The organism is Agrobacterium sp. RAC06 (genome assembly GCF_001713475.1).
Lineage (GTDB): Bacteria > Pseudomonadota > Alphaproteobacteria > Rhizobiales > Rhizobiaceae > Allorhizobium.
Map to the genome: position 1 here is coordinate 3,277,164 of NZ_CP016499.1, position 25,772 is coordinate 3,302,935.

The following is a 25,772-nucleotide window of genomic DNA, read 5'->3' on the forward strand; positions in this document are numbered from 1 at the left end:
CCCTCTATATGTCAATAGGTCATGAAACAGTCGTGAACAGGCCGATGACCGATACGATCCTCAACCTTGCTCCCAGTCTGGGTGTGCGTGCCAAGACGGCGCTCGGCAAACGCAATCTTGTTCTCGTTGGTCTGATGGGGGCCGGCAAGTCGGCGATCGGTCGGATTGTCGCGCAGCAACTCGGTCTGCCCTTCGTCGATACCGATACGGAGATCGAGCGGGTGTCGCGGATGACCATCGCCGAACTCTTTGCCGCCTATGGCGAAGAGGAGTTCCGCGCGCTCGAAACCCGTGTCATCAAGCGCCTGTTGCGGACGGGGCCGCGGGTCGTGTCGACCGGCGGCGGCGCCTTCATCAACGAGAGGACCCGCAAGCAGATCGAGCGTGGCGGGCTTTCGGTGTGGCTCAATGCCGATCTCGACGTTCTCTGGGAGCGGGTGAACAAGCGCGATCACCGGCCCCTGCTGAAGACCGAGAACCCGAAGCAGACGCTGAAGGATCTGATGGACAAGCGATATCCGATCTATGCACTGGCGGATATCACTGTCCAGTCGCGTGACGTGCGTAAGGAAGTGATCGCCAATGAGGTCCTGACCTCGGTGATCGAACATTTCGGCAAGGACAAGACGCAATGACGAAGCTCGAGACATCGGAACGCCTGGTGCATGTGCCGCTGGGCGAGCGCTCCTATGACATTCTCATCGGCCCTGGCCTGATGGCGCGTGCCGGCGGCGAAATCTCGACCCGCATCAAGGGTCGTCGTGCGGCCATCGTCACCGACGAGAATGTCGGTGCGCGCTATCTCGACGGCCTGATGGACAGCCTCCAGACCGATGGCATCGAGGCAGTCTCGGTCACGCTTCCCGCCGGCGAGAAGACCAAGAGCTTCGACTATCTCACCAAGGTCTGCGACGTGCTGCTTGAAGCGCGCATCGAGCGCAACGACACGGTGATTGCGCTCGGCGGCGGCGTTATCGGCGATCTCACCGGTTTTGCGGCCGGAATCGTCCGGCGTGGTGTTCGCTTCGTGCAGATCCCGACATCGCTGCTCTCGCAGGTCGACAGTTCGGTCGGCGGCAAGACCGGCATCAATGCGCGGCAGGGCAAGAACCTCGTCGGCATCTTCAATCAGCCGGATCTGGTGCTCGCCGATACCGACGTGCTCGACACGCTGTCGGAGCGAGAATTCCGCGCCGGCTATGCGGAAGTGGCAAAATACGGCCTGATCGACAAGCCAGACTTTTTTGAATGGCTGGAGACGAACTGGCGCGAGGTGTTTGCGGGCGGTGCGGCCCGTATCGAAGCGATCGCCGTCTCCTGTCAGGCCAAGGCCGACGTGGTCGCCGCCGACGAGCGGGAGAACGGCCGTCGTGCTCTGCTCAACCTCGGCCACACCTTCGGGCATGCGCTCGAAGCCGCAACACAGTATGACAGCAGCCGGCTCGTGCATGGCGAGGGGGTCTCGATCGGCATGGTGCTTGCGCATCGCTTCTCGGCGCGCATGAACCTGGTCAGTCCAGATCTCGCGGATCGCGTCGAGGCCCATCTGAAGGCTGTCGGCCTGCCAACGCGCATGGATCAGATCCCCGGCGAATTGCCGCCGACCGGTGTCCTGATGGATGCCATCGCCCAGGACAAGAAGGTCAAGAGCGGTCAGCTCACCTTCATCCTCACCCGTGGTCTCGGCCAATCCTTCGTCGCAGACGATGTGCCGGCATCCGAAGTTCAGCGTTTCATTGAGGAGATGCGCCCATCATGATCGAGCAAATCCTTGCCGGCCTCGCCGAGTATTGGCTGACGCTGGTCGCCATACTGTTGTTGATCTGCTGTTCTGGTTTCTTCTCCGGCTCCGAGACAGCGCTGACCGCAACGTCGCGTGCGCGCATGCACACATTGGAGGTCAATGGCGACGACCGCGCCGGGGTGGTCAACATCCTGATCGAACGGCGCGACCGGCTGATCGGCGCTCTGCTGATCGGCAACAACCTGGTCAACATTCTCGCCTCGTCACTGACGACCAGCCTGTTTCTCGGCCTTTTCGGCGATTCCGGCGTGGCGATCGCCACGCTCTTGATGACCGTTCTGCTCGTCATCTTCTCGGAAGTCCTGCCGAAGAGCTGGGCGATTTCTGCGCCGGAACGTTTCGCGCTGTTTGTTGCCCCGCTCGTTCGCCCGTTCGTCGCCGTGGTTGGGCCGCTTTCCAGCCTTGTCAACTGGATCGTGCGCAAGCTGCTTGGCATGTTCGGTGTTTCGATCTCCGGCGAAGCGTCGATGCTTTCTGCGCATGAGGAACTGCGCGGCGCAGTCGCCCTCCTGCATCGCGAGGGATCGGTGATCAAGGCCGACCGCGACCGCCTCGGGGGTGTCCTCGATCTGGGCGAACTCGAAGTGTCAGATATCATGATCCATCGCACGGCCATGCGGGCGGTCAATGCCGACGAGGCGCCGGAAACCGCGATCCGCAACATTCTCGAAAGTCCTTACACCCGCATGCCGGTCTGGCGTGGCGCGACCGACAACATCATCGGCGTGATCCATGCCAAGGATCTGATCCGCGCGCTCGCCGAGCCGAATGTCGAGCCGCAGGACATCGACATCGTCAAGATTGCCCAGAAGCCGTGGTTCGTGCCTGACACCACCAACCTCAAGGACCAGCTCAACGCCTTCCTGCGCCGTAAGACCCATTTCGCCGTGGTCGTCGACGAATATGGTGAAGTGCAGGGTGTGGTGACGCTGGAAGATATCCTGGAGGAGATCGTCGGCGATATCTCCGACGAACATGATCTGGAGATCCAGGGTGTGCGTCAGGACAGCGACGGGTCGATCGTCGTCGATGGCGGCGTGCCGATCCGCGACCTCAACCGTGCCATGGACTGGCTGCTGCCGGATGAGGAGGCAACGACGATTGCCGGTCTCGTCATCCACGAGTCGAAGTCGATCCCCGAGGAGCGCCAGGCCTTTACCTTCTACGGCAAGCGCTTCATCGTCTTGAAGCGGGAGAAGAACCGCATCACGCGTCTGCGCATCCGGCCGATCGATGCGGCCGAGCCGGAGGTCTGATTTCAGACGAAAACTACCAGCGTGTGGGCTCGCCGGGGGCGGCGGGCTCGATGGCCAGCGCATGCAGGCCGGCGTCCAGTTCGGGTTTCAGCAGATCGGTCACGGCCCGGTGGCGCGCAAGCCGCGTCATGCCCTCAAAGGCGGATGCGACGATGCGAACACGCATATGTGTTTCACCCGTGCCGGTGATGTCGGGCTGGTGGCCGGCATGGTGCTGGCTCTCGTCGATCACGACGAGCCGTTCGGGGCTGAAAGCCTCCGTCAGACGGGTCTCGATCCGGCTCTTTACCGACATGGTCTTACCTCTTTCTGCTGCTTCGCAAAACGCCCCACAAAGCGCGCAACAAACCGGTTTGTCAATTCTTGTCCGACCCCTTCCTGAGCCCCATAATTAGCGCATGAAACTCGACTCGAAATATTTCGACGGGATACGTACCCGGCGAAAGCGGGCAGCGGAGCCCGAACCATCCAATCCTGTGTGCCAATGGGACGGCTGCGACAAGCCGGGGGCCCATCGCGCACCCGTGGGCCGCCACGCCGAAGGCCAGTTTTTCCTGTTCTGCTTCGAGCACGTGAAGGACTACAACAAGGGCTATAACTACTTCTCCGGCCTCTCGGACACCGAGATCGCGCGTTACCAGAAGGAGGCGATCACCGGTCATCGCCCGACCTGGACCGTGGGAGTCAACAAGGCGGCGAAGGCGAGCCCGCTTCACTCCACCATGCGTTCCGGTTCGGCTGCGTCACAGGCGCGCATGAAGGACCCGTTCGGCTTCGTGCAGCAAGGCCGCGGCGGTGCGTCGCGCTATCAGGCGGCGGATCGAAAACTCAAGGCCCTTGAGGCAAAAGCGCTTGATACGCTTGGACTTACCGTCAGCTCCACGCCGACCGACATCAAGACCCGCTACAAGGAGCTTGTAAAAAAACACCATCCCGACGCAAATGGCGGAGACAGGGCTTCGGAAGAGCGTTTTCGCGCTGTTATTGAAGCCTACAAATTGTTAAAGCAGGCCGGTTTCTGTTAATCCGAACACACAGCAGCGATGAGATGCGGCCGGTCGGTGGCGCCCGGCATGGAGAAACGATGAGCAAAATTGATCTTGATATTACCAATCTCCCCGACACCACCGTGTCGGTGCGCGAAGTGTTTGGTATCGACAGTGACATCCGGGTGCCGGCCTATTCCAAGGGTGACGCCTATGTGCCGGACCTCGATCCGGACTATCTTTTCGACCGTGAAACCACGCTCGCCATCCTCGCCGGTTTTGCGCATAACCGCCGCGTCATGGTCTCCGGCTTCCACGGCACGGGCAAGTCCACCCATATCGAGCAGGTTGCGGCCCGCCTCAACTGGCCTTGCGTGCGCGTCAACCTCGACAGCCATGTCAGCCGTATCGATCTCGTCGGCAAGGACGCCATCGTCCTCAAGGACGGCAAGCAGATCACCGAATTCAAGGACGGCATCCTGCCCTGGGCCTATCAGCACAATGTCGCGCTCGTCTTCGACGAATACGACGCAGGCCGCCCGGATGTTATGTTCGTCATCCAGCGCGTGCTGGAATCGGCCGGCCGCCTGACGCTGCTCGACCAGAGCCGCGTCATCCGCCCGCATCCCGCCTTCCGCATCTTCGCGACCGCCAACACGGTTGGCCTCGGCGACACGACGGGCCTCTATCACGGCACGCAGCAGATCAACCAGGCGCAGATGGACCGCTGGTCGATCGTGACGACGCTGAACTATCTGCCGCATGACAAGGAAGTCGATATCGTCTGCGCCAAGGTGAAGAGCTTCGGCTCGACCGCCGAAGGTCGCGACACCGTTTCGCGCATGGTCCGCCTTGCAGACCTGACACGTGCCGCCTTCGTCAACGGCGATCTTTCGACCGTCATGAGCCCGCGTACAGTCATCACCTGGGCCGAGAACGCCGAGATCTTCGGCGATGTCGCCTTCGCCTTCCGCGTCACCTTCCTCAACAAGTGTGATGAACTTGAGCGGACGTTGGTGGCCGAGCAGTATCAGCGCGCCTTCGGCGTGGAACTCAAGGAAAGTGCGGCCAATATCGTACTCGGCGCATAAGGACTGAGAAGCATGGCAGGGCGCGGCGACAATTCGAAGGCGAGAGCCGGCGGTGGAGTAGACACGGAACCGATGCGCCGGGCCATCACGGGCTGCGTCCGTTCGATTGCGGGTGATCCGCAGGTCGAGGTCGCCTTCGCCAACGAGCGTCCTGGTCTTGCCGGCGAGCGCATTCGCCTGCCGGAACTCTCCAAGCGTCCGACCGCCCATGAGCTCGCCGTGACCCGCGGTCTTGGCGATTCCATGGCCCTCAGGCTCGCCTGCCACGACCAGAAGGTCCATGCGGCACTGGCACCGCAGGGCACAGATGCCCGCGCCATCTTCGATGCGGTCGAACAGGCTCGTGTGGAATCGCTCGGGTCGCTGCGCATGCCAGGCGTGGCCTCCAACATCCAGTCGATGAACACCGAGAAATACGCGAAAGCGAATTTCTCGACGATCAGCCGGCAGGAAGATGCGCCGATCGGCGAGGCCGTCGCCATGCTGGTGCGCGAAAAGCTCACCGGCCAGAAGGCGCCGGAAACGGCCGGCAAGGTGCTTGATCTCTGGCGTCCCTTCATCGAGGACAAGGCCGGTGCCGACCTCGACAATCTCTCGTCCGTCATCGAAGACCAGCAGGCCTTTTCCCGCGTGATCCGCCACATGCTGTCGGCCATGGACATGGCAGAGGACATGGGCGACGATCAGGAGCAGAGCGAGGACGAGCAGTCCACCGACGAGGAGCAGCCGCGCAGCGGCGAGCAGGACCAAGAAACGTCCGAAGACGAAGCCGGTCAGGATTCCGCGCCTGCGGAAGAAAGCGAAGCCTCGCAGGAACAGCTCGACGACGGCGAGATGGACGGTGCCGAAATCTCCGAAGAGGAGATGTCGGACGAGGGCGACGACGACAGCGAGACGCCCGGCGAAATGCGCCGTCCGGCGACCCCGTTCGACGATTTCAACGAGAAGGTCGACTACAAGATCTTCACCCAGGAATTCGACGAGGAGATCACGGCTGAAGAGCTTTGCGATGAGGCCGAGCTCGAGCGCCTGCGCGCTTTCCTCGACAAGCAGCTCGCGCACCTGCAGGGTGCCGTGGGCCGGCTCGCAAACCGCCTGCAGCGCCGCCTGATGGCGCAGCAGAACCGCTCCTGGGACTTCGATCTGGAAGAAGGTTATCTTGATCCGGCGCGTCTCACCCGCCTGATCATCGACCCCATGCAGCCGCTCTCCTTCAAGAAGGAGAAGGACACCAAGTTCCGCGATACCGTCGTGACGCTGGTCATCGACAATTCCGGCTCGATGCGCGGCCGTCCGATCACGGTTGCCGCCTCCTGTGCCGACATCCTTGCCCGCACGCTCGAGCGCTGCGGCGTCAAGGTCGAGATCCTCGGCTTCACCACCAAGGCCTGGAAGGGCGGACAGGGCCGAGAGAAGTGGCTTGCGAGCGGCAAGCCGCCAGCGCCCGGCCGCCTCAACGATTTGCGCCACATCATCTACAAGTCTGCCGACGCCCCTTGGCGCCGGTCGCGCCGCAATCTCGGCCTGATGATGCGCGAGGGCCTGCTCAAGGAAAACATCGACGGCGAAGCGCTGATGTGGGCGCATAACCGCCTGATCGGGCGGCGCGAGCAGCGCAAGATCCTGATGATGATCTCGGATGGTGCTCCGGTCGACGATTCGACGCTGTCGGTGAACCCGGGCAACTATCTCGAGCGCCATCTGCGCGCCGTCATCGAGCAGATCGAGACGCGGTCTCCGGTTGAGCTTCTGGCGATCGGCATCGGCCACGATGTCACGCGCTACTATCGCCGCGCTGTCACCATCGTGGACGCTGACGAACTGGCCGGCGCCATGACCGAACAGCTCGCCTCGCTCTTCGAGGAAAAGCCCTCCGGTGGCACCGGCCGGGCGCGCCTGCGTGCCTGAGCGATCGACCTATCGGCGGCGTCTTGGCCTGAGCTCTGCGCTGGCAGGCCTGCTTGCGCTCTCCGCCTGTACGCCTTCGGTCATCCCGCCTGGTCAGACCTTGTCCATCCCGGTCGACAGCGACATGTTCACTGAACTCGGCGGCAATCCGACCATCGCGCCCGGACTGACATTCCTCGGCGGTGTCGAGCTGTCCTCATCCGAGCCGCTGTTCGGCGCCTTCTCGTCGATCCGGTTCCTGGACGACAGCCGCTTCCTCGGCGTGTTCGACACGGGCTACTGGATCGAGGGAGAGATCAGGCGCGATGCCGAGGGCCGACTCGCTGGTGTCGACGCCGTCAAACTTGCGCCGTTGCTGGACGCGTCCGGGCAAGAGAGCCCGAGCAAGTTCTTTGTCGATGCGGAAAGCCTTGCCGTCGATGGCAACAGTGCCTTAGTGGGTTTCGAACAGCGTCACCGCGTCGTGTCCTACGCTCCTCTGTCCGACCTTGGCAAGGCAGTGCCGTCTGAACCGCTCGCCTTCCCCTTCGATCTCGACGTCCTGCGCAGCAATGGCGGTTTGGAGGCGCTGGTGATCGCCGAAAAGGACGGACCGCTCGGCGGGGCGCTGGTGGCGATTTCCGAAAAGAGCTTCGACGACAACGGCAATATCTATGCGGCGATCCTCGGTGGTCCGCTTGCCGGCGAATTTCGAGTGCGTCCGCGTGACGGTTTCGACATCACCGATGCGACTTTCCTGCCGGATGGGGATCTGCTGCTGCTCGAGCGCCGCTTCACCATCGCCAGAGGTGTGGGAATGCGTTTGCGCCGCGTCGACGGGGGCAGCATTCGACCGGATGCTGTTGTCGATGGCGAGATCCTGTTCGAGGCCAATTACCGATCCCAGATCGACAATATGGAAGGCATCGACGCCATCCCCGAGCCCGACGGCTCCGTTCGGCTGATCGTCGTCTCCGACGACAACCATTCGATCCTGCAGCGGAACTTGATGCTGGAATTCCGGCTCTCCGCGCCTCAGTCCTGACGTCTTCACCCCTAGAAAACGAAACAGCCCCGGTTTCACGAGGCTGTCTTTGATCGTTTGGTTTCGCTGCCGTCAGGCCGTGCGCGAGGCTGTCGGCATGGGGCGAACGACACTCATCAGCGCGCCGTAGGGCAGGAGCATGATGAAACCGATCAGCATCTTCACGCCGAAGTCGGCGATCGCCCAGGAGATCCAGCGTGGTGCTTCTGTCGACATCACGCCTAGGATAGGGGCTGCGGCAATCGCGAAGTCGTCGTTCGGGCCGATGAAGCCGAAGACGGGCGCGAAGGACAGCGAGAAGAAGATGATCGTGTCCAGCACGGAGCCGATCAGCGAGCCCATCAGCGGTGCCTTCCACCAGGTCTGCTGGCGCAGCCTGTTGAAAACCGAGATGTCGAGCAGCTGGCCGACGAGGAAGGCCGAGCCCGATGCGATCGCAATGCGCGGCGTGGCCAGCAGGATCGACAGGAGAACACCTGCGATGAAGCCGACGAGAACGACGCGGCGCGCAACCTGAGGGCCGAACTGACGGTTGGTCAGGTCGGTGACGAGGAAGGCGATCGGATAGGTGAAGGCGCCAAAGGTCAGGAGGTCGGCGAGATTAATGCCGGCCAGAACGCCGTTGACCGGGTGCTGGACGAGGAAGTTCGAGGCGACGACGATTGTCGTCATCAGCAGACTGTAGGCAAAGAAATAGCGCTTGTTCAGCATTTTTTTATCCTGGGTGATGCCACCAGTTGGAGGGACAAAAATGTAAGGGTAGGGCGGTATGCGAGGCTCTCGCCTCTCAGGATACCCCAAACGAAAAGGCTTGCCCGGCGTGCCGGTCAAGCCTTTCGAAAGTCTGGCCGGATGACGCTATTAAGCGGCTTCGGCGGTCTTCTTGACGATCTGGCGACGCAGCAGACGAGCGCGCATGCTCAGTTCGGTTTCGGAAGCCTTGATCAGGAAAGCATCGAGACCACCGCGATGCTCGACCGTGCGCAGGGCAGCAGCCGAAACGCGCAGGCGGAAGCGCTGGTTCAGAGCGTCCGAGATCAGCGTGACGTCGCACAGGTTCGGAAGGAACCGGCGCTTGGTCTTGTTGTTCGCGTGGCTCACGTTGTTGCCCGACTGGACGCCCTTGCCGGTCAATTCGCAACTGCGGGACATGGTACACCTATTGTTTTTCTAGGCCATCGCATCGCTTCCGGCCAAATGCCGGCGAGGCAATCCAACAGCGTCTGATTGGAAAGTTGCGGTTCTATAGTCAGTGAGAACCGGCGCGTCAAGCCAAACCTTGGATTTTCCGGGCGGCAGACCGGGTGTAGGATATTTTCTTGCCACAGTCCACGGCGAGACTGCATGTTCTAGACGCCGGCCCGCCGGCATTCCCATGATGGAGATGGCATTTGCGTCCGACCGGCTTCCTTACCGCCTTCCTCGTCCTTGCCGCCGGTGGTGCCGGGGCTGCCGATTATCGCTACGACACATCCTACAAGGTTTCTCTCGGTGTCTTGCCGATTGCGCGCATGACCTTTCAGACGGCCGTCAAAAACGACCGTTATACCATTTCCGGCCAGTTCCATTCGTCGAGCCTCGTGGACATCGTGCGCGAGGTGTCTGCCGACAGCAGCGTGTCCGGGCGCATGTCCGGCGGGAGCATGAACCCGGAGCGCTATGTGCTCGACTACAAGAGCGGCAAGCGGAAACATACCTACGAGGTGCTTTTTGCCGGTGGCAATGTGGTGGAAACCAGGGTCACGCCGGAGCGGCCGAAGCCGGACACCTGGGTGCCCGTCCAGCCGGGTGACCTGAAGTCGGTGCTTGATCCAATCGGTGCTCTCCTCATCCCCGGCAATGCCGATGTCTGCGGCCAGATACTGCCCGTCTATGACGGCGAAAGCCGGATGGATCTCGTTCTCTCCCCGAACCGCTCCGAGACCTTCTCCGCCGGCCGTGCCAAGGGCGAGGCCATCGTCTGTTCGGTTCGCTACGTGCCGAAGTCCGGATATCGCCAGGGCCGCAAGGACATCGAGTATCTGAAGTCGGTGACCGGCATGGAGATCTGGTTTGCCAAGACTGCGACGCTGCAGCTATATGCACCTGTCTATGCGAGAATCCCGACCCGCTACGGAACCGTGCATGTGACAGCAGAAAAGTTCGACGGCTAGTTTGAGCGGGCGAGCCCCGCATCAGGGGATTTCATGAAGACCAAGGCAACGCTGATCGGGTTCACCGCGATCCTGATGTGGTCCTTCCTCGCGCTGATGACAGCGGCTTCCGGCACCATGCCGCCCTTCCAGCTTTCGGCCATCACCTTTGCGATCGGCAGTCTTCCCGGCATCTTCATGTTCATCGCCCGGCCGGAGCGGTTGAAGGAGCTGCGCCAGCCGCCAAAGGTCTGGCTCGCCGGCGTCGGTGGCCTCTTCGGCTATCATTTTCTCTATTTCACCGCACTCCGGAATGCGCCGGCCGTCGAGGCCGGTCTGATCGCCTATCTCTGGCCGCTCCTGATCGTCGTCGGCTCGGCGCTCCTGCCGGGCGAAAGGCTCGGTTGGCACCATATCGTCGGTGCGCTGTGCGGTCTCGCCGGTACTGCGCTCATTGTCGGCAAGAACGGTTTCGCTTTCGACCCGGCCTATAGCCTCGGCTATTTCACCGCCTTGCTCTGTGCCTTCACCTGGGCCGCCTATTCGCTTGTCAGCCGCAAGTTCGAGACGGTGTCGACCGATGTCGTCACCGGCTTCTGCCTTGCGACATCGGCTCTTTCACTTCTCTGCCATCTCGCGCTCGAAACCACCGTCTGGCCGGATACGACGGCGCAATGGGCCGCGGTGATCGGGCTCGGGCTGCTTCCGGTCGGGCTTGCCTTCTATGTTTGGGACTATGGGGTGAAGAACGGCGACATCCAGATCCTCGGCGTTTCCAGCTATGCCGCGCCGCTTCTGTCCACGCTGATCCTGATTATTTTTGGCTTTGGCGAGATTAGCGTCAGAATTGGCCTTTCATGCCTGCTTATCACAGGTGGCGCTGTGCTCGCGGCTCGCGATATGGTTTTCCGCAAATCGGAGCGCGCGACCTGACGGGAGATTGAATGGCCACTGCGACCGGCATCCTCTGGCTTTCGGTGGCGCTCGGTACCAGCTATCTCTGGATCCTGCCGCGAGAGAAAACCGTGTTCCGGGCCGTCTGGAAGACGTTGCCTGTCCTGCTGCTCGCCCTCTATGCCTATGCCGTCGGCGCCCATCCGCTGCTGATTGCCGCCCTTTTGTTCGGAGCCCTTGGCGACTGGTCACTCGCCTTTGAAGGAGACCGAGCCTTTGTCGGTGGTGTCGCCGCCTTTCTCTCGGCTCATATCGCCTATGTGGCCTTGCTCGCGACCCTTACCGACCTGGAGATCGCCTTTGCCGAACCCTGGCGGGTGATCGCCGGCGCGCTTGTCGCGATCCTGACCTTCGGCGTACTTATGCGCATCTGGAAGCCTGCCGGACGATTGGCGCTGCCCATAGGCATTTATGTCTTCTTGTTCATGGTCCTGGTCTGGCTGACGCTCGGTCTCGCCAATCCGGTCGCCTTTGTCGGCGCAACGCTCTTCATCCTCTCGGACATCGTGCTGACGATCCGGAAATACTGGACAGGCCCCGATCACCCGATCGATGGCATGGCCGCCTACTTCGTCTGGATGACCTATTATGCAGCGCAGGTGATCCTGACGGTGACGCTGTCCGAGGTCTGAATCGCGGGCTTATGCGCCCGGTGCCCAGCCTGGCGGCGCCATTTCGAAGGCGGAAAAGTCGAAGCCGGGCGCTACGGTACAGCCGACCAGCGTGAATTCGCCGAGACTTTCCGCCGCCTGCCACTCATCGGCATCAATGATTGCCTGAGGACGCTGACCGGCCGCGAGATCGAGCCCCAGCACGACCGTCTCCTGCGTCACGCCGTCCTTCGAACGGCGCAGGGCAAGCGGCGCACCGGCATAGTAGTGCCAGGCCTCGGCGGCATCCTTGACCTTGTGCCAGTGAGACCGTTCGCCGGCCTGCAGGAGATAGTAGATCGCCGTCGAATGGCCGCGGGGCCCGCCGTGTTCGTCCCGATAGGTTTCCACATACCAGCCGCCCTCGGGATGGCGCTGCATGCCGAGGGTTTCGATGATATCTGCTGCCTGCATCAGAAGGAGTCCTTGCGCTTGCGGATTTCCGCGAAGACCTCATCATTCGTCGCGCCCTCCATGCCGAGCGTGCGGCGGATATCCGGGTCGCCGGCGCGCAGGAAGGGATTGGTTTCCTTCTCCAGTCCGATCGTCGTCGGAATGGTGAAATCGCCACGCTTGCGCTGCATTTCGATCAGTTCGACGCGGGATCTGAGCCGGGCATTCTCCGGATCGACCGTCAGTGCGAAACGGGCATTCGAGAGTGTGTATTCATGGCCGAAATAGACGATGGTCTCGTCGGGCAGCGCCGCAAGCTTCTGCAGGGAATGCCACATGTCGAGCGCGGATCGTTCGAAGAGGCGCCCACAGCCAAGGGCGAAGAGCGTGTCGGCGGCAAAGAGCAGCATATCCTCGGGCAGGTAGTAGCAAATATGCCCCGCAGTGTGGCCCGGCGTCTCGATCACCCGCACCGGCCGCTTGGCGAAGGTGAACTCGTCGCCGTCGCCCACAGTCCGGTCGATGCCGGGAATCGCCGCCGCCTCGTTGCGCGGGCCGATGATCTCGCAGCCGTATTTTTCCTTCAGTGCCAGATTGGCATCGACATGGTCACCGTGGTGGTGGGTCGTGAAGACATGGGTGATCGTCCAGCCCCGCTTCTCCGCGGCCGCCACGATCGGATCGAGTTCCGGTGCGTCGATCGACGCCGTCTCGCCGGTTTCCGGGCAATGGAGGAGGACGCCGAAGTTGTCACTTCGGCAGAGGAATACCTCGATCTGCAGTGATTTCATTGTTGACCCGCTTTTTTATGTCCCGCCTCGTTGGCGCGAATGTATCCTCTTGCAGCTTGAAGTCCAAGGATGGGCTGCTAACAATAAGTTCATGCATGTCGATATCGTGGATCTGAGGCAGTTTTATTATACGATGCTCGGCCGAGTGGCGGAGCAGTCGGTCGCGCTGGCAATATCCTCGGTCTGGGCGCGCCTGCCACAGGAGCGGCTTGTCGGCCTTGGTTACTGTATTCCCTTTCTCGAACGCTTCCGTGCCGACACCGAGCGCACCATGGCCTTCATGCCGGCGGGGCAGGGAGCGGTGAATTGGCCGGTCGGCGAGCCCTCGGCCACGACGCTCGTCTTCGACGAGGAGTTGCCTCTCCCTGATAGTTCGGTCGATCGCGTCCTCATGGTTCATTCACTCGAATTCGCCGAGAACCCGCGGGAGACCTTGAAGGAGGTCTGGCGGGTGCTCGCCCCCGGCGGCCGCCTCGTCATCGTCGTGCCCAACCGTCGTGGCGTCTGGGCGCGCATGGAGCACACGCCCTTCGGTTCGGGCCGGCCCTATTCGCGTGGCCAGCTCACGGCGCTGCTGCGCGAGACCAACTTCACACCCGGTGCCTCGGCAGAGGCCTTGTTCTTCCCGCCGTCGAAGATCCGTGCAGTCCTCCGCCTTCGCCGAGGCTTCGAGCGGCTTGGTAAGGTACTCTGGCCGGCCTTTTCCGGCGTCATCGTCGTCGAGGCGCAGAAACGGCTCTATCAGGGACTGCCCGTTGCCGCGCGTGCCTCCCGCCGCGTCTTTGCGCCGGTGCTCGCACCGCAGGGCGTGCCGACGACCCGCAATCGGTCTCCCGAGGTCTGAAAAGCGGAGAGTGTCGGGCGTCCCCTGGACAGGCTGCGGCGCTCGCCCGCCTCGACAAAGCGCGTTTTCCGCAGTAATCCCAATCCCATGTGAAGGGGTGGCCTCTTGCCATCCAATGGCCGGGAATGCGCCTCATGAACGCCTCGACGAAGCCGACACCCCGTGCCGGGGTCATGGAGATCGCCGCCTATGTTCCTGGCAAGGACCATGCGGGCGGGGTTTCCCGCGTCTTCAAGTTGTCGTCCAATGAAACGCCGGTTGGTCCAAGCCCGAAGGCCATGGACGCCTTCCGCATGGCGGCCGAAACGCTCGAGATCTATCCTGACGGACAGGCGCGCGTGCTGCGTGCTGCGATCGCCGAGGTGCATGGGCTGAACCCGGCCAACATCCTCTGCGGCAATGGTTCGGGCGAGTTGCTGGCCCTGCTCGCCAACATCTATGTCGGGCCCGGCGACGAAGCCATCATCACCGAACATGGCTTCCTGCTCTATCGGATCCAGATCCTGGCGGCCGGCGGCACGCCCGTGACGGTCAAGGAAGCCGATCGGCGCGTCGACGTGGATGCAATCCTTGCCGCCGTGACCGAGCGGACGAAAATCGTCTTCCTCACCAATCCCGGCAATCCGACTGGCACCTATGTGCCCTATGCCGAGATCAAGCGACTGCATGCGGCCTTGCCGGCGCATGTCATCCTCGTGCTCGACGCCGCCTATGCGGAATATGTCCGCCGAAACGATTATGAGGCCGGTATCGCGCTCGTGTCTGCCAACCGCAACGTTGTGATGACCCGGACCTTCGCCAAGGTCTACGGGCTGGCTGCTCTGCGCATCGGCTGGATCTATGGCCCCGCCGAGATCATCGACACGCTGAACCGGGTGCGCGGGCCGTTCAACATCAACACGCCGGCACTTCTCGCCGGGGCTGCCGCCATGCACGACCAGGCGCATGTGGCGAAAGCCGTCGAGCATAACCAGGTCTGGCTCGCCCGGGTCTCGGAAGCGCTCACCGCCCTTGGCCTCGAGGTCACGCCCTCGGTCACCAATTTCATCCTGATCCACTTCCCTGACCAGGACGGAAAGCGCGCGTCTGATGCCGATGCCTTCCTGACTTCGTGCGGCTTCGTCTTGCGCGCCGTCTCGTCCTATGGTTTTCCCAATGCACTCCGCATGACGATCGGCAGCGAGGAGGCCAATACCGGCGTCATCACTGCCCTCACCGAATTCATGGAACGCACCTGATGTCTGAAATCCTGTTCGACCGCATCGCCCTGATCGGTATCGGCCTCATCGGCTCGTCGATTGCCCGCGACGTGAAGAAGCTCGGGCTGGCTAAAGAGGTCGTCATCTCGACCCGCAGCGCCGAGACGCTGAAGCGGGCAGAAGAACTGGAGCTCGGTACTGCTTATGTCGGGTCTGCCGCCGAGGCGGTCAAGGATGCCGATCTCGTCATCGTCTCCGTTCCCGTCGGCGCTTCGGAAGCGGTCGCCAAACAGATCGCGCCCAACCTGAAGCTGGGCGCCATCGTCACTGATGTCGGCTCGACCAAGGCATCCGTCATCGCGCAGATGGCGCCGCATATGCCAGACGGTGTGCATTTCATTCCCGGTCATCCGCTGGCGGGTACGGAGAAGTCCGGTCCCGACGCCGGTTTTCCCGGCCTGTTCAAGGGGCGCTGGTGCATCTTCACGCCGCTCGAAGGTACGGACGCGCAGGCGATGGCCCGTCTGCGCGGCTTCTGGGAGGCGCTGGGATCGATGTGTGACGAGATGGATGCGCAGCACCACGACAAGGTGCTGGCCATCGTCTCGCATCTGCCGCATATCATCGCCTACAACATCGTCGGCACGGCGGACGATCTGGAGGCCGTGACGGAATCGGAAGTCATCAAGTATTCCGCTTCGGGTTTCCGCGACTTCACCCGTCTGGCCGCTTCCGATCCGACCATGTGGCGGGATGTCTGCCTGCACAACAAGGATGCGATCCTCGAAATGCTGGCACGGTTTTCGGAGGATCTCGCCTATCTACAGCGGGCGATCCGTTGGGGCGAGGGCGACAAGCTGTTCGAACTCTTCTCGCGCACCCGCACCATCCGCCGCTCGATCGTCCAGGCAGGCCAGGATGTCGATGTGCCGGACTTCGGCCGTCACGCGCTCGACAAGTGAGCCAATCCCGCCGCCTCAGAGGGGCGGGATCTGTCCAAGCGGGATGAAGCCGAGCGATGCCACGCCATTCTGGATGGTGATCTCGGCTTCGCTGTCGTCGCGGCCGAAGGCGAGTGCCCGCAGCACGTTGGCGACATTGTCGATCATGTCTGATTGCTCGGGATAAGCCGTCTTCACAGCATCGCGCCAGGCACGGATTTGCTCGACCTGCAACTTGATCCGCCCGGAGATCAGGCCGTCCTCACCCACCTCGAAGGGGCCACTCAGCGTCAGGACGCGGCCTTCACCCATGTCGATCACCATGCGACGAATTTCGCCCCTCGTGCCGTAGAGCTTCTGCTCCTGTGCCACACGCGGATCGAGCAATCCGCCCTTGTCGGCAAAGGTGGCGTCGAGGCTCGCCGCCACGGGTGGAAGCGCGATCTGGGTGCCGTCGATCGAGACCGAGACATCGCGCACCAGCGTCGCGTAGTCGAGATTGCCTTCGTTCTGGCGGACATGCGACTGGGCGCTCGGCGCCGTCATCTGCACCTGCAGGTTCGACACGGTGGAGGTGACCGTCGCGCTGAGCCCTTCCATCATCAGCGAACTGCGCGACAGGCCTGATAGTCCGATGCGGAAGCTCGACTGCATGTTGGTCCAGTCCAGCGCCGTGTTGAAGCCGAGTGCCGAGCGGATTTCCGCCGGCCCGTCCAGTTCCCAGACGATATGGCCAGGATTGTAGATCTGGGCTGCGGCGCGCATCGGGCCGAAGGAGGCGGCCACACCCTGGAAGTGATCGTCGAAGGCAAGTCGCGTGCAATTCAGCCGGAAGCGGAAAGGATAGCCGCCAAGCGTCGCATCCTCGCAGGTTGCGGTCACGCCTGCCGGATTTCCGCCGCCGAAGAAGGTCAGAATGCGTTTCTTCAGAAATTCCGCAGCAAAATACCAGCCGACACTATAGACAGCGATGACGAGGACGATCAAAACGCCGAGCCGGACAACCTTTCGGCTGATCGTGCTTTCCGGCGCGGTCGACATGGCCATGGGATGCTCCTCGTTGCGATCACTTCACGTGTCTTGGATTGGCGTGCGATATGGACGAATTTTGGGTCTTTGGCTACGGATCGCTGATGTGGAATCCGGGCTTTCCCTATGAAGAAAGAGTGCTTGCCCGGCTCGGCGGCTATCGTCGTTCCCTCTGTGTCCGCTCCTATGTTCACCGCGGAACCGAAGAGCGCCCTGGACTGGTCCTCGGGCTCGACCGGGGCGGCTCCTGCAAGGGCGTCGCGTTCCGTGTCGCGCCATCTTCGTGGCAATCCACCGTTGACTATCTGCGCGAACGCGAACTCGTCACCAGCGTCTATCTTGAGCGCCACGTCCGCACCACGTTGGCCGACGGCCGCTCCGTAAGGGCACTCACCTACGTGATCGACCGGGCCCACCCGCAATATGCAGGCGCCGTCACGGTCGAGGAGGCGGCGCAGATCGTCGAGGGCGCCGTCGGTCGCTCGGGTCCCAATCCGGTCTATGTCGCCAACACCGTCGCCCATCTCAGGGAAATCGGCATCCGTGACCACTGGCTCGAGAGCGTGGCTTCCGCCATCACCGCGAACGGAGCCTGAAGCCCCACACGTATTCCCGTGTTGAATGCGTTCAGAGTGCTCCGAGTTCCTTCAGCCTGTTCACGGCCGTGGGAGGCAGCGGCAGATGCGGGTTGTCCTTGGCCGTCTTGATCAGCAATTCGTCGCTTGCCGCCTCCAGGCGTTCCATCAGGGTTGCCTGCATGACATCGGGATCGAGACCCGGCTCGATCGGCGGCAGGATGCGGACGACGAAGTGACCCGGAAAGCGTAGGAACTTGCGGCGCGGCCAGAAGAGGCCGGGATGCATGGCGACGGGCACGACGGGCACGTTGATGTCGCGGTAGAGACGGGCGATGCCATATTTGTATTCCGGCGGCGCACCCGGCGGACGGCGGGTGCCCTCGGGATAGATGATCAGTTGTCGGCCATTGGCCATTTCCACCTTGGTCCGCTCGATGACCTGCGCCATGACCTTGCCCTTGGCGCCGCGATTGACCGGGATCATCCGCTGCTTGGCGACATACCAGCCGAAGACCGGGATCCACATCAGTTCCCGCTTCAGGATATAGACCGGATCATCCAGCCAGGGCAGCAGCGCATAGGTGTCCCAGAAGGACTGGTGCTTCGGCGCCAGGATGTAGCCGCCGTTCTTCGGAATGTTCTCCAGCCCCTCGACCGTAAACGTCGTGCCGACGATCTTCTCCATCAGCCAGTGATTGGCGCGCGCCCAGTCCTTCGGCACGAAGAAGGCCTTCTTGCGCGGCAAGAGGAAGTAGATCGGAAACAGCACGATCATCCGGATGATGATGTTCGCGTAAAAGGCGATGTTGAAGATGATGGAACGCAGGGCAATCATGATCTGGAGCTCTCGAGGGCGGGCGAAACCGTCATTAGAGCAAAAGTCCCGCCAGCAAAAGCGCTAGCTTCTTCTTGCTGGTCAGGATGTGCGTCCAGATTCGGTGATTTCGCCGTCCGGGCGCAGGCCCTGATCCCGGCTCCATCCGGTCACGCCCCTAACATAGGCAATCACCGTCTTTCCGTATTCGGCCAGCATGGTGCGCATCGCATCCGGCTCGCTGTACCAAGCGCGCGTCTTTAGATCGGCATTGACCACGGGATAGCCGATGAATTCGGTCTCCGGATCGCTGCGGCGCAACTCCATCAGGCTGCGTGAAAGATGGTAGTTGCTGGTGACGACCAGGATGGAGCGATAGCCCTTGTCGCGGATCCAGATCGCCGTCTCGTTGGCATTGCCGATCGTGTCGATCGCGGCGTAACCGATGTCGACGCAGCATTCGAAGATGTCAGGCGAGGTGCGCGTCGCCTTGCGGATCTGCCCTGCGGTGGTCGAGGGATTGACCCCCGAGATCAGAAGTCTTTCGCCGTAGCCGCGCTTCAGAAGATCGATCGCCTGCTCGATGCGCTGGTAACCTCCGGTCAGAACGACGATCGCATCCGCCTTCACCGTCTCGGGTGGCCGCATGTTACTCACCGAATCAGCGAAGATCAGAAAACCGGCCACCAGCACCGCGGCGCTGAGGATCACCAGCATCCCGCCATAGCGCAAAGCCCGGCGTATCAGGCCTTTGCGCGCAAAGAGGCCGTCTCCGGAAGGAGGGCGGCCGCCGTCACGCAGCGGTTGATTCGAGGTCATCCGATCCATGCTCATAGCCCGTGAATAGCCGGGATTTCCCACAGCGAACAGGCGGCTTTAAGGCAAGTCAACATGCGAGATTTCGTCAATCGTCGAGAAGGCCGTCCGTGCGGGCCGGATCGGAGCGAATGAGATCGATTTCATAGATCGTGCGCATGACCGTCAGGCGCGCGGTAATGGTGGTCAGAAGCGCAATCACGATCATCGTCGCGAAGATGCCGAGATAGCCGCCCCAGCCGATCGTGAAGGTGCCAAACAGTGCCGTCGCCTGGTCGCTTTCCGGGGTTGCCAGCGACCGGCTTTGCCAGAAACTGGCAAGCGCAAAAAAGCTTGCTGCCAGCACCGCCCCGACGGCGGCGCCCTTCATGCTGATCTTCAGAAAGTGTTTCTGAAATTCCTGGGCGACGAAGCTGCCCTCGGCGCCGACGAAATGCAGCACTTCGATGATGTGGCGGTTGCCTGACAAAGCGCCGCGCGTCGCAAAAACCACCGTCAGCACCATGGCCGTGAAGACGAGGATCAGGATGCCCGAGCCGATCAGCACCGTCGTGCGCGCCATCTGCACCAACCGGTCCACCCAGGTGCGGTGATCGTCGAGGAAGGCCTGTGGCACTTCTTCATTCAGGAGCGCGCGCATGGCGTCGAAGTCGGGCGGATTGGTCTCGTCGATGGTAATGACGATTAGCCGAGGAACGGGGAGGTCTTCGAGGTTGAGCCCCGTGCCGAGCCAGGGTTCGAGCAGGCGCGCGGTCGCTCCGTCGTCCATGATCTGGCCGTCGCGGGTTCCAACGAAGGTGAGCGCCAGATCGCGCGCCTTGACGAGGGCGGCCCCCATGTCGAGGCCTTCTTCGGGTTTGATCTGGATGGTGATCTCGCGAGAGATCTGGCTTTGCCAGCCGGCGGCCGTGGCGCGGACCATGGAAACGCCGCCCAGCGTCAGGCAGGCGAGGAAGGCCATGATGGCGATCACCACCATCAGCGCATTGCCCTGGATGTTGGATGGCGGCAGGATCGGGCCTGTTGGCCTCACCGTCATCTCGACGCGGCGCTTCTTCTGACCAGGGGTCTGGTTAGCGTTCTGATTGGGGTTCTGGGTGATCTCATTCATAGATGTCGAGCCGCCCGTCGGTCAGGATCATCCGGCGCGCATCCACCTGGTCCATCAATGCGAGATCGTGGGTGGCGATCACCACCGCGGTGCCGAGACGGTTGAGTTCCAGGAAAAGGCTCAAGAGCCTGCGCGCCATCGGCGGGTCTACATTGCCCGTCGGCTCGTCGGCGAGCAGGATTTCCGGCCGGTCGATCAGAGCGCGGGCGATCGCCACGCGCTGCTTCTCGCCGCCCGAGAGCACTGGCGGCAGCACATTGATGCGCTCGCCGAGGCCCACCCATTTCAAGAGTTCGATGACATCCTGCTTGTAGGTCTGCTCGGCCTTGCCGCGTACGCGCAAGGGAAGCGCCACGTTCTCATAGGTCGTCAGGTGGTCGAGCAGGCGGAAATCCTGAAAGACGATGCCGACGCGACGGCGCAGCATCGGCAGCTCATTGCGGGGTATGCTGGTGATGTCGCGGCCGAAGCTCTTGATCAGTCCGCGCGTCGGCTGCAGCGACATGAAGAGCAGGCGCAGAAGCGTCGTCTTGCCGGCGCCCGACGGCCCGGTCAGGAACTGGAAGGATCCCTTCGGCAGGTCGAAGGTCAGGTCGCGGAGGATCTCCGGTCCCATCCCATAGCGCAGGCCGACATTTTCGAAATGGATCAAAGGGGGCCCAGTCTGACGTGTCCGAGGTCTGGGGCGCGTAAACGACGATCGTAAACGGCCGGTAAACATGCCCCGGGGCGCCGGGCTTTCTCAGCCGTCTTTCCGAAGCATTAACCAATTGAATTTACGACTGGTGAGGATTCGTTTCAACCGCCGACTTTCGGGGTATCCGATTTTGGCTGTGCGAAAGGTCCGCACACATGAGTGCTTTCCGTTATCAGAAGCAGGCCGCCGCCACGGACCTCGATCTCCTGCCGCCGGATCGTGCCCGTCGACGGATCGATCACCAGCACCAGCGTGCGACCCGTCACGAAGTCGTGGATGCGCAGTTCGTCACGGTCCGGGAGGCACCCAAGGCGTCGCCACGCCCGGATGCGTCCGCGTCTTCCGCAGCCGTCGCCCCTGATCTGCGTGCGATCCTCCGTCATGCGACCGATGCCGTCGAACAGCGCCTGCAACGGCTGTCGGACGTCGCCTTTTCGCTGCTTGTGGCGATTGCCTTTGTCTCCATCTTCTCGCTTGCCGGACAATTGGTCTTTGGCGGTGGCGAGCATCCGGAGATTGCCGCCAAGCCGCTTGACTTCACGCATGTCAATCTGACGCCACAGGACCGCAACGGAATGCGTGTTCTTCTGCTCAATGCCATCGTCGAGAACCGCACCGCCCGGGAAGTGTCGCTGCCGAAGCTCAGGGCCGATCTTCTCATCGACGGGCAGGTGATCGCCAGCACCTATATCGAGCCGCCGGTCGCGAGCCTGGATGGCGGCGAGAGCCGCGGCATCGTCACCCGTCTCCAGCATCCCGATGGAAAAACGCCGGAAGTCCGGCTTTCCTTCGAAGAGTCGGGTGCCTAAGCCCTTGCCAGTGTGCTAAGGCCCTTGCCTTTCCGGCATGCCGCCGGCCAAGGACCTGAGGTCGACAAGCAAGGAGTTCCCCATGCCCGTAGTTCGCGGAAAGAACATCGAACCGCTCTTTACCGCCGAGCAGATCCGGCAGCGTAATCTCGAACTCGCCCAGGATATCATCAAGGGTCCCTGCGACGACCTTCTGGTCATTTCGGTGCTGAAGGGCTCATTCATCTTCGCCGCCGACCTCATTCGTGCGTTGCATGATGTGGGTCTTGCCCCGGAAGTCGAGTTCATCACCCTGTCCAGCTATGGCACAGGCACGGTCTCCCAGGGCGTGAAGATCATCAAGGACATCGATAGCGACGTGAAGGGGCGCAACATCCTCCTGATCGACGATATTCTGGAGTCCGGCCGTACCCTGCTTTTCGCCAAGGAACTGATGTTCGAGCGTGGCGCGGCAAACGTCACGATCGCCGTGCTTCTCGACAAGAAAGTGAAGCGAAAAGAACAGTTTGAGGCTGATTATGTCGGCTTCGAATGCCCCGACTATTTCGTCGTGGGCTACGGAATGGATGTGGCCTATGCCTTCCGCGAACTGCCGTTCGTCGGCGTCGTCACCGGAGACGCGTGAGCTGTTTCGAAACGGAACATCTTGCCATCTGATGGCAGTGACCTGTTAACCATCGCGCCGGACTGCATGTCCGGCGTTTACCACTCGACAAGGAAAGTCTGGTGATTTGCCTCTCGCAAGGCTCAAATGACGCGGGAGAAAACTTCAACCATGGCGAGAATCCTCATCACCGAAGACGAAGACTCCCTGCGTTCGTTCGTGGCCAGGGCGCTCCGCCTCGACGGTCACGAGACGCATGAAGCCGCCGATGGCGCGGAAGGTCTCGAAAAGCTCTCCGAAGGCGCCTTTGACCTGCTTCTGTCGGATATCCGCATGCCCGTCATGGACGGCATCGAGCTTGCGCATCGCGCCCATTCCGAGTTTCCGGCCATGAAAATCCTGCTGATGACCGGCTATGCCGAGCAGCGCGAACGTGCAGACGACCTCTCGGCAAAAATCGTCGACGTCGTCTCCAAGCCCTTTGCCCTGCCTGACATCCGCAAGGCCGTCGCTTCGGCGCTCGCCGGCTGAGGCAGCCGACTACATCGCTCAACAAACAAACGCCCGCTGATGCGGGCGTTGTCGTTTCTGCAAAACCGCTACGGCCTCACTGGATGTCGAGCAATCGCTCCAGATAACGCCGCTCGATCTCGGGGCTCGAATTCTCACCGAGCTTTTCGCGGATGGCTTCAAGGATCTCACGAGCACGCTGCACGTCGATCTCGTCGGGAACCTTGACCTGCTCGCCGAAATCCGGGCCGCTGGTGGCGCGGGGGCGGCCGAGCGGATCGCGACCATCCTGATTGCCCTGGCCCTGACCCATCTGCGGACCCTGGCCACCCTCGCCCTGCTGGGCCTGCATCATCTGGTTCATCATGTCGCGAGCGCCCTGGCGAAGCGCCTCCATGGCGCGTCCCTGGCCTTCGACGGCCGGGCCGCCCTGACCCTGGCCAAGCGCCTCGCCGGCGCCCTGCATTTCCTGCTGGGCTTCGCCGAAACCGGGGCCGGGCTCCATGCCCATGCCTTCGAGGCCTTCCTGCAATTCGCCAAGCTGCTGGCCAAGCTGTTCCTGCTGTTCGCGCAGCTGCCTGAGCGCCTCGCGCAATTGTTCGGCGGTCATGCCGTCCAGGCCCTGCTGACCCTGCTCGCCCTGCTGTCCTTGCTGGCCCTGTTGCTGCTGGCCCTCGGCGCCTTCTTCGCCCTGCTGCGGGTCGCCGCGCTGCATGCGGTCGCGCAGCGCCTGATCCAGACGGAAAGTCTCGTCCATCAGCCGCTGCTGCTCCTGCATGATCTCGCCGAGCTTGTCGATCTGGCGGCGGGCCTCGCTGTTCTGCTGCTGCTGGCCCTGCTGCGGGCGTCCGGCCTGCAGGTTGTTCATCATCCGCTGCAGTTCCGAGAGCAGTTGCTGTGCCTGGTCGCGGTTGCCGGAACGGGCGAGGTTCTCCAGCTGGTCGAGCATGTTGTCGAGATCCTGCTGACGCAGCATGTTCTGCGCATTCTGCTGCGGTTCGCCCTGCTGGTTGGGCATGCGCTGCGCCAGGGCTTGGAGAAATTCCTGCATCGCCGAGCGCAGCTCTGCCATCAGCCGCTGGATTTCCTCGTCGGAAGCGCCGTTCTCCAAGGCATCGGACAGAGCCTGCTGGGCGTCGCGCAGACGGCGTTCGGCCAGCGACAGGTCGCCGTCCTCGATGCCGAGCGCGATTTCCCAGAGATAGTCTGCCGTGTCCTTCAGCTGTTCTTCGCCGCGCGCCATGTTCATGCGCGCGCGGGCGCTTTCTATCGCAATGAAATTGCCGAGATCCGGGATCGTCTCGTCGGCGCGGAGCACCAGCGCCTCGTTCAGCGCGATCGCCTGCGGCATCTGGCGGGTGTCGAGGGCGAAGACCTTGCGCTGTTCGGCAACGGCTGCGGCGAGCGGCTCGTTGAAATTGCGGCCGGGCAGCAGCATCTCGATCGGCTCGCTACGACCAGTCTGGCCGGCGCCATCGGTCGCCACCAAAGTGATCTTCACCATCTGGCCGGCAAGCGGATGCTCGGTGATGTTGCGGCTCGCCACGCCCTTTGTGTCGCGGGCATTGTGGCGCGGCAGGTCGAGCTTGTAGTCCGGATGCGGGTAAAGCGGCGTCGCATCTGCTTGCTCTTCCAGCGGCAGGATCTCGGCATGGGCCCCGCGCAGGCCGTAGTCGTCCTTGGCGGTAAAGGCGATTTCGAGCGCCCCGTTGATCGCGCGGCGCGGCGTGCCGTCAAAGGCAATCTCGGGTGCTCTGTCCGGTGTGACGCCGATCGTCCAGGTCCGGTCGGCAACCCGCAATTCGCCGGCCTCGTTCAGTTCCAGCTCATGGGTGCGCGCCACCATAGGGGCGTTCGGCGCCGGCGCTGGGGGCGGCGTCGGGACAGCCGTCTGACTGCTTGCGTCGATCTCGGAGCCGGCCGTGGGCCTGCGGGCTGCATCGTCCTTCTCGGCTACGTCGAGAACGGCGCCATCCGATTGCTGGACGAAGAGAACCTTCTCTTCCGACGGCCCACCGCTGATACGCACCGTCACCTTTGACTTCTGCGGCACGGTCACGCCGGCTGCGTCCTGGGTGCCGAGACCCGAGAGGAAGACCGGCGGCTGACCTGTATAGCCGGGTGGGGTGATCCAGGCGTCGATACGGATCGCTGGTGCCTCGCTTTCCGGCACATGCTGGCGGAAGGCATCGGCAATCTGGCCTGCGCCATTGGAGCCGGAATAGGCGAGTGCCGTGACAAAGAGCAGGGCCGGCACGGCGCGCAGGGCATAACGGTCGTAGCGGGCGATGTCGGGCTGCGGCATACCGGCGTCGAGGGCGGCAATCCGCTCGGCCATGCGCCGCTGGTGTTCCTGCCAGAGCGCGCGAGCAAAGGGTGTCTCGGCGGAGAGCTGATCGTCCTGCACCGCCACCGGCTGGTGGGCGAGGCCATTGCGCTCCTCGAGCAGCCTGTCCGCTTCCGGAATGCTCGGCAAGCGTAGCTTCAGGAAGGGCAGGAAGGAGGCGACAAAGGCAAAGACTAGGATAAAGACGATCGCTAGGCGGACGAGATCCGGGACCTCACGATAAACGCCGAACCAGGCAAGCGCGACGAAGAGGGCGGCAATGCCCGCGACCGGCAGGAAGAGCGGCAACAGCCGCTCGGCAAACAGCACGGACCGTGCGAGCACACGTTTGACGCCGACGCGCCGCGCAAGCTTCGGGTCGTCCTTGAAGGCGCCTTTCCTGTGGCCGGCCGGGCGGGAAGAGCTCATCCGTCTGGTCTCCGAGAGCGCCGCGCATCGTCACGGCTGATTGTTCTCGAAGATAGCAGTCTTTGTGGCGAAGACG

General features: G+C 62.4%; 28 protein-coding genes. 17 read left to right on the forward strand and 11 right to left on the reverse strand.

Annotated features, from left to right (window positions below):
• Window positions 1-44: 44 nt before the first annotated feature.
• The 3 genes from BSY240_RS15725 to BSY240_RS15735 are packed head-to-tail and all read left to right on the forward strand — an operon-like array spanning window position 45 to window position 3,060.
• On the forward strand, window positions 45-635 hold the full coding sequence (locus BSY240_RS15725) for a shikimate kinase (RefSeq protein ID WP_069042913.1): 591 nt from the start codon (window positions 45-47) through the stop codon (window positions 633-635).
• Window positions 632-1,759 carry a 3-dehydroquinate synthase gene (gene aroB / locus BSY240_RS15730; RefSeq protein ID WP_054149892.1) on the forward strand — a complete coding sequence of 376 codons (1,128 nt, stop codon included), beginning with the start codon at window positions 632-634 and terminating at the stop codon, window positions 1,757-1,759. The genes BSY240_RS15725 and aroB overlap by 4 nt, the downstream gene beginning before the upstream one ends.
• Window positions 1,756-3,060 (forward strand): HlyC/CorC family transporter, encoded by a 1,305-nt coding sequence (locus tag BSY240_RS15735; protein WP_054149893.1) that lies wholly within the window; start codon window positions 1,756-1,758, stop codon window positions 3,058-3,060. Before aroB ends, BSY240_RS15735 begins: the two co-directional genes overlap by 4 nt.
• A gap of 13 nt (window positions 3,061-3,073) precedes the next feature.
• Here BSY240_RS15735 and BSY240_RS15740 read toward each other — a convergent pair whose 3' ends face one another.
• Window positions 3,074-3,355 carry a BolA family protein gene (locus BSY240_RS15740; protein WP_054149894.1) on the reverse strand — a complete coding sequence of 94 codons (282 nt, stop codon included), beginning with the start codon at window positions 3,353-3,355 and terminating at the stop codon, window positions 3,074-3,076.
• Window positions 3,356-3,458: 103 nt separating this feature from the next.
• Between BSY240_RS15740 and BSY240_RS15745 the strand changes: the two genes are divergently transcribed.
• From BSY240_RS15745 to BSY240_RS15760, 4 genes are read left to right on the forward strand one after another with little or no spacing between them, the layout of a single operon-like run.
• Window positions 3,459-4,085: a J domain-containing protein gene (locus BSY240_RS15745; RefSeq protein WP_069042914.1), complete on the forward strand. Its 627-nt coding sequence runs from the start codon at window positions 3,459-3,461 to the stop codon at window positions 4,083-4,085.
• Between the two features lie 59 nt (window positions 4,086-4,144).
• Window positions 4,145-5,137 carry a cobaltochelatase subunit CobS gene (gene cobS / locus BSY240_RS15750; RefSeq protein WP_054149896.1) on the forward strand — a complete coding sequence of 331 codons (993 nt, stop codon included), beginning with the start codon at window positions 4,145-4,147 and terminating at the stop codon, window positions 5,135-5,137.
• 12 nt (window positions 5,138-5,149) lie between these two features.
• On the forward strand, window positions 5,150-7,045 hold the full coding sequence (gene cobT, locus BSY240_RS15755) for a cobaltochelatase subunit CobT (protein ID WP_054149897.1): 1,896 nt from the start codon (window positions 5,150-5,152) through the stop codon (window positions 7,043-7,045).
• Window positions 7,038-8,069, forward strand: a complete 1,032-nt coding sequence (locus tag BSY240_RS15760) for an esterase-like activity of phytase family protein (RefSeq protein ID WP_083229746.1) — start codon at window positions 7,038-7,040, stop codon at window positions 8,067-8,069. The genes cobT and BSY240_RS15760 overlap by 8 nt, the downstream gene beginning before the upstream one ends.
• 72 nt (window positions 8,070-8,141) lie before the next feature.
• Here BSY240_RS15760 and BSY240_RS15765 read toward each other — a convergent pair whose 3' ends face one another.
• Together BSY240_RS15765 and rpmB are read right to left on the reverse strand one after the other, a co-directional pair.
• A complete protein-coding gene (locus tag BSY240_RS15765) occupies window positions 8,142-8,780 on the reverse strand; it encodes a VUT family protein (RefSeq protein ID WP_054149898.1) in 639 nt (212 codons plus the stop codon).
• Window positions 8,781-8,930: 150 nt separating this feature from the next.
• Window positions 8,931-9,221, reverse strand: coding sequence for a 50S ribosomal protein L28 (gene rpmB, locus BSY240_RS15770; RefSeq protein ID WP_006724535.1), 291 nt, complete (start codon window positions 9,219-9,221; stop codon window positions 8,931-8,933).
• A gap of 239 nt (window positions 9,222-9,460) precedes the next feature.
• Between rpmB and BSY240_RS15775 the strand changes: the two genes are divergently transcribed.
• From BSY240_RS15775 to BSY240_RS15785, 3 genes are read left to right on the forward strand one after another with little or no spacing between them, the layout of a single operon-like run.
• Window positions 9,461-10,222, forward strand: coding sequence for a DUF3108 domain-containing protein (locus BSY240_RS15775; RefSeq protein WP_054149899.1), 762 nt, complete (start codon window positions 9,461-9,463; stop codon window positions 10,220-10,222).
• Window positions 10,223-10,255: 33 nt separating this feature from the next.
• Window positions 10,256-11,134, forward strand: a complete 879-nt coding sequence (gene yddG / locus BSY240_RS15780; protein WP_054149900.1) for an aromatic amino acid exporter YddG — start codon at window positions 10,256-10,258, stop codon at window positions 11,132-11,134.
• 11 nt (window positions 11,135-11,145) lie between these two features.
• Window positions 11,146-11,787, forward strand: a complete 642-nt coding sequence (locus BSY240_RS15785) for a lysoplasmalogenase (RefSeq protein ID WP_069042915.1) — start codon at window positions 11,146-11,148, stop codon at window positions 11,785-11,787.
• 9 nt (window positions 11,788-11,796) lie between these two features.
• On the opposite strand, the gene BSY240_RS15790 is transcribed toward BSY240_RS15785, so the two are convergent.
• Together BSY240_RS15790 and gloB are read right to left on the reverse strand one after the other, a co-directional pair.
• Window positions 11,797-12,219, reverse strand: coding sequence for a cupin domain-containing protein (locus BSY240_RS15790; RefSeq protein WP_069042916.1), 423 nt, complete (start codon window positions 12,217-12,219; stop codon window positions 11,797-11,799).
• Window positions 12,219-12,989, reverse strand: coding sequence for a hydroxyacylglutathione hydrolase (gene gloB, locus BSY240_RS15795; RefSeq protein ID WP_069042917.1), 771 nt, complete (start codon window positions 12,987-12,989; stop codon window positions 12,219-12,221). Before gloB ends, BSY240_RS15790 begins: the two co-directional genes overlap by 1 nt.
• A gap of 91 nt (window positions 12,990-13,080) precedes the next feature.
• On the opposite strand from gloB, the gene BSY240_RS15800 reads away from it, so the two are divergent.
• The 3 genes from BSY240_RS15800 (at window position 13,081) to BSY240_RS15810 (ending at window position 15,994) form a co-directional block, all read left to right on the forward strand.
• Window positions 13,081-13,833: a class I SAM-dependent methyltransferase gene (locus tag BSY240_RS15800; protein ID WP_054149904.1), complete on the forward strand. Its 753-nt coding sequence runs from the start codon at window positions 13,081-13,083 to the stop codon at window positions 13,831-13,833.
• 134 nt (window positions 13,834-13,967) lie between these two features.
• Window positions 13,968-15,071, forward strand: a complete 1,104-nt coding sequence (hisC, locus tag BSY240_RS15805) for a histidinol-phosphate transaminase (RefSeq protein WP_069042918.1) — start codon at window positions 13,968-13,970, stop codon at window positions 15,069-15,071.
• The gene (locus tag BSY240_RS15810) at window positions 15,053-15,994 is read left to right on the forward strand and encodes a prephenate/arogenate dehydrogenase family protein (protein WP_236759382.1); all 942 of its coding nucleotides are present in this window, start codon (window positions 15,053-15,055) and stop codon (window positions 15,992-15,994) included. Before hisC ends, BSY240_RS15810 begins: the two co-directional genes overlap by 19 nt.
• Before the next feature lie 15 nt (window positions 15,995-16,009).
• Here BSY240_RS15810 and BSY240_RS15815 read toward each other — a convergent pair whose 3' ends face one another.
• Window positions 16,010-17,020, reverse strand: a complete 1,011-nt coding sequence (locus tag BSY240_RS15815; RefSeq protein ID WP_069042920.1) for a DUF2125 domain-containing protein — start codon at window positions 17,018-17,020, stop codon at window positions 16,010-16,012.
• A gap of 50 nt (window positions 17,021-17,070) precedes the next feature.
• Here BSY240_RS15815 and BSY240_RS15820 point away from each other — a divergent pair, with 50 nt between their 5' ends.
• Window positions 17,071-17,598 carry a gamma-glutamylcyclotransferase gene (locus BSY240_RS15820; protein ID WP_069042921.1) on the forward strand — a complete coding sequence of 176 codons (528 nt, stop codon included), beginning with the start codon at window positions 17,071-17,073 and terminating at the stop codon, window positions 17,596-17,598.
• A 31-nt stretch (window positions 17,599-17,629) separates the two neighbouring features.
• On the opposite strand, the gene BSY240_RS15825 is transcribed toward BSY240_RS15820, so the two are convergent.
• From BSY240_RS15825 to ftsE, 4 genes are all read right to left on the reverse strand, one after another.
• Entirely contained in the window at window positions 17,630-18,415 is a 786-nt protein-coding gene (locus BSY240_RS15825; RefSeq protein WP_069042922.1) for a lysophospholipid acyltransferase family protein, read from the reverse strand.
• 81 nt (window positions 18,416-18,496) lie between these two features.
• Window positions 18,497-19,213, reverse strand: coding sequence for a YdcF family protein (locus tag BSY240_RS15830; RefSeq protein ID WP_150127484.1), 717 nt, complete (start codon window positions 19,211-19,213; stop codon window positions 18,497-18,499).
• An 85-nt stretch (window positions 19,214-19,298) separates the two neighbouring features.
• On the reverse strand, window positions 19,299-20,321 hold the full coding sequence (locus tag BSY240_RS15835; protein WP_069042923.1) for a cell division protein FtsX: 1,023 nt from the start codon (window positions 20,319-20,321) through the stop codon (window positions 19,299-19,301).
• Complete coding sequence (ftsE, locus tag BSY240_RS15840) at window positions 20,314-20,973, reverse strand: cell division ATP-binding protein FtsE (RefSeq protein ID WP_054149910.1); 660 nt, start codon at window positions 20,971-20,973, stop codon at window positions 20,314-20,316. Before ftsE ends, BSY240_RS15835 begins: the two co-directional genes overlap by 8 nt.
• A gap of 200 nt (window positions 20,974-21,173) precedes the next feature.
• On the opposite strand from ftsE, the gene BSY240_RS15845 reads away from it, so the two are divergent.
• From BSY240_RS15845 to BSY240_RS15855, 3 genes are all read left to right on the forward strand, one after another.
• Window positions 21,174-21,827, forward strand: coding sequence for a hypothetical protein (locus tag BSY240_RS15845; RefSeq protein ID WP_069042924.1), 654 nt, complete (start codon window positions 21,174-21,176; stop codon window positions 21,825-21,827).
• 82 nt (window positions 21,828-21,909) lie between these two features.
• Entirely contained in the window at window positions 21,910-22,452 is a 543-nt protein-coding gene (gene hpt / locus BSY240_RS15850) for a hypoxanthine phosphoribosyltransferase (protein WP_006724552.1), read from the forward strand.
• 150 nt (window positions 22,453-22,602) lie between these two features.
• Window positions 22,603-22,962 (forward strand): response regulator, encoded by a 360-nt coding sequence (locus BSY240_RS15855; RefSeq protein WP_006724553.1) that lies wholly within the window; start codon window positions 22,603-22,605, stop codon window positions 22,960-22,962.
• A 76-nt stretch (window positions 22,963-23,038) separates the two neighbouring features.
• Here the strand turns inward: BSY240_RS15855 and BSY240_RS15860 are convergent, their stop codons facing one another.
• Entirely contained in the window at window positions 23,039-25,696 is a 2,658-nt protein-coding gene (locus tag BSY240_RS15860) for a TIGR02302 family protein (RefSeq protein WP_069042925.1), read from the reverse strand.
• Between the last annotated feature and the right edge of the window lie 76 nt (window positions 25,697-25,772).

Bases quoted from the DNA above. Each gene is read 5' to 3' on its own strand.
- BSY240_RS15855 (WP_006724553.1), top strand. From the start codon at position 22,603: ATGGCGAGAATCCTCATCACCGAAGACGAAGACTCCCTGCGTTCGTTC.
- BSY240_RS15815 (WP_069042920.1), bottom strand. From the start codon at position 17,020: ATGGCCATGTCGACCGCGCCGGAAAGCACGATCAGCCGAAAGGTTGTC.
- BSY240_RS15820 (WP_069042921.1), top strand. From the start codon at position 17,071: ATGGACGAATTTTGGGTCTTTGGCTACGGATCGCTGATGTGGAATCCG.
- BSY240_RS15800 (WP_054149904.1), top strand. From the start codon at position 13,081: ATGCATGTCGATATCGTGGATCTGAGGCAGTTTTATTATACGATGCTC.
- BSY240_RS15830 (WP_150127484.1), bottom strand. From the start codon at position 19,213: ATGACCTCGAATCAACCGCTGCGTGACGGCGGCCGCCCTCCTTCCGGA.
- cobT (WP_054149897.1), top strand. From the start codon at position 5,150: ATGGCAGGGCGCGGCGACAATTCGAAGGCGAGAGCCGGCGGTGGAGTA.
- BSY240_RS15860 (WP_069042925.1), bottom strand. From the start codon at position 25,696: ATGAGCTCTTCCCGCCCGGCCGGCCACAGGAAAGGCGCCTTCAAGGAC.
- BSY240_RS15740 (WP_054149894.1), bottom strand. From the start codon at position 3,355: ATGTCGGTAAAGAGCCGGATCGAGACCCGTCTGACGGAGGCTTTCAGC.
- BSY240_RS15785 (WP_069042915.1), top strand. From the start codon at position 11,146: ATGGCCACTGCGACCGGCATCCTCTGGCTTTCGGTGGCGCTCGGTACC.
- yddG (WP_054149900.1), top strand. From the start codon at position 10,256: ATGAAGACCAAGGCAACGCTGATCGGGTTCACCGCGATCCTGATGTGG.
- BSY240_RS15835 (WP_069042923.1), bottom strand. From the start codon at position 20,321: ATGAATGAGATCACCCAGAACCCCAATCAGAACGCTAACCAGACCCCT.
- BSY240_RS15845 (WP_069042924.1), top strand. From the start codon at position 21,174: ATGAGTGCTTTCCGTTATCAGAAGCAGGCCGCCGCCACGGACCTCGAT.
- cobS (WP_054149896.1), top strand. From the start codon at position 4,145: ATGAGCAAAATTGATCTTGATATTACCAATCTCCCCGACACCACCGTG.
- hisC (WP_069042918.1), top strand. From the start codon at position 13,968: ATGAACGCCTCGACGAAGCCGACACCCCGTGCCGGGGTCATGGAGATC.
- aroB (WP_054149892.1), top strand. From the start codon at position 632: ATGACGAAGCTCGAGACATCGGAACGCCTGGTGCATGTGCCGCTGGGC.
- gloB (WP_069042917.1), bottom strand. From the start codon at position 12,989: ATGAAATCACTGCAGATCGAGGTATTCCTCTGCCGAAGTGACAACTTC.
- BSY240_RS15790 (WP_069042916.1), bottom strand. From the start codon at position 12,219: ATGCAGGCAGCAGATATCATCGAAACCCTCGGCATGCAGCGCCATCCC.
- BSY240_RS15735 (WP_054149893.1), top strand. From the start codon at position 1,756: ATGATCGAGCAAATCCTTGCCGGCCTCGCCGAGTATTGGCTGACGCTG.
- rpmB (WP_006724535.1), bottom strand. From the start codon at position 9,221: ATGTCCCGCAGTTGCGAATTGACCGGCAAGGGCGTCCAGTCGGGCAAC.
- BSY240_RS15765 (WP_054149898.1), bottom strand. From the start codon at position 8,780: ATGCTGAACAAGCGCTATTTCTTTGCCTACAGTCTGCTGATGACGACA.
- BSY240_RS15745 (WP_069042914.1), top strand. From the start codon at position 3,459: ATGAAACTCGACTCGAAATATTTCGACGGGATACGTACCCGGCGAAAG.
- hpt (WP_006724552.1), top strand. From the start codon at position 21,910: ATGCCCGTAGTTCGCGGAAAGAACATCGAACCGCTCTTTACCGCCGAG.
- BSY240_RS15825 (WP_069042922.1), bottom strand. From the start codon at position 18,415: ATGATTGCCCTGCGTTCCATCATCTTCAACATCGCCTTTTACGCGAAC.
- BSY240_RS15725 (WP_069042913.1), top strand. From the start codon at position 45: ATGACCGATACGATCCTCAACCTTGCTCCCAGTCTGGGTGTGCGTGCC.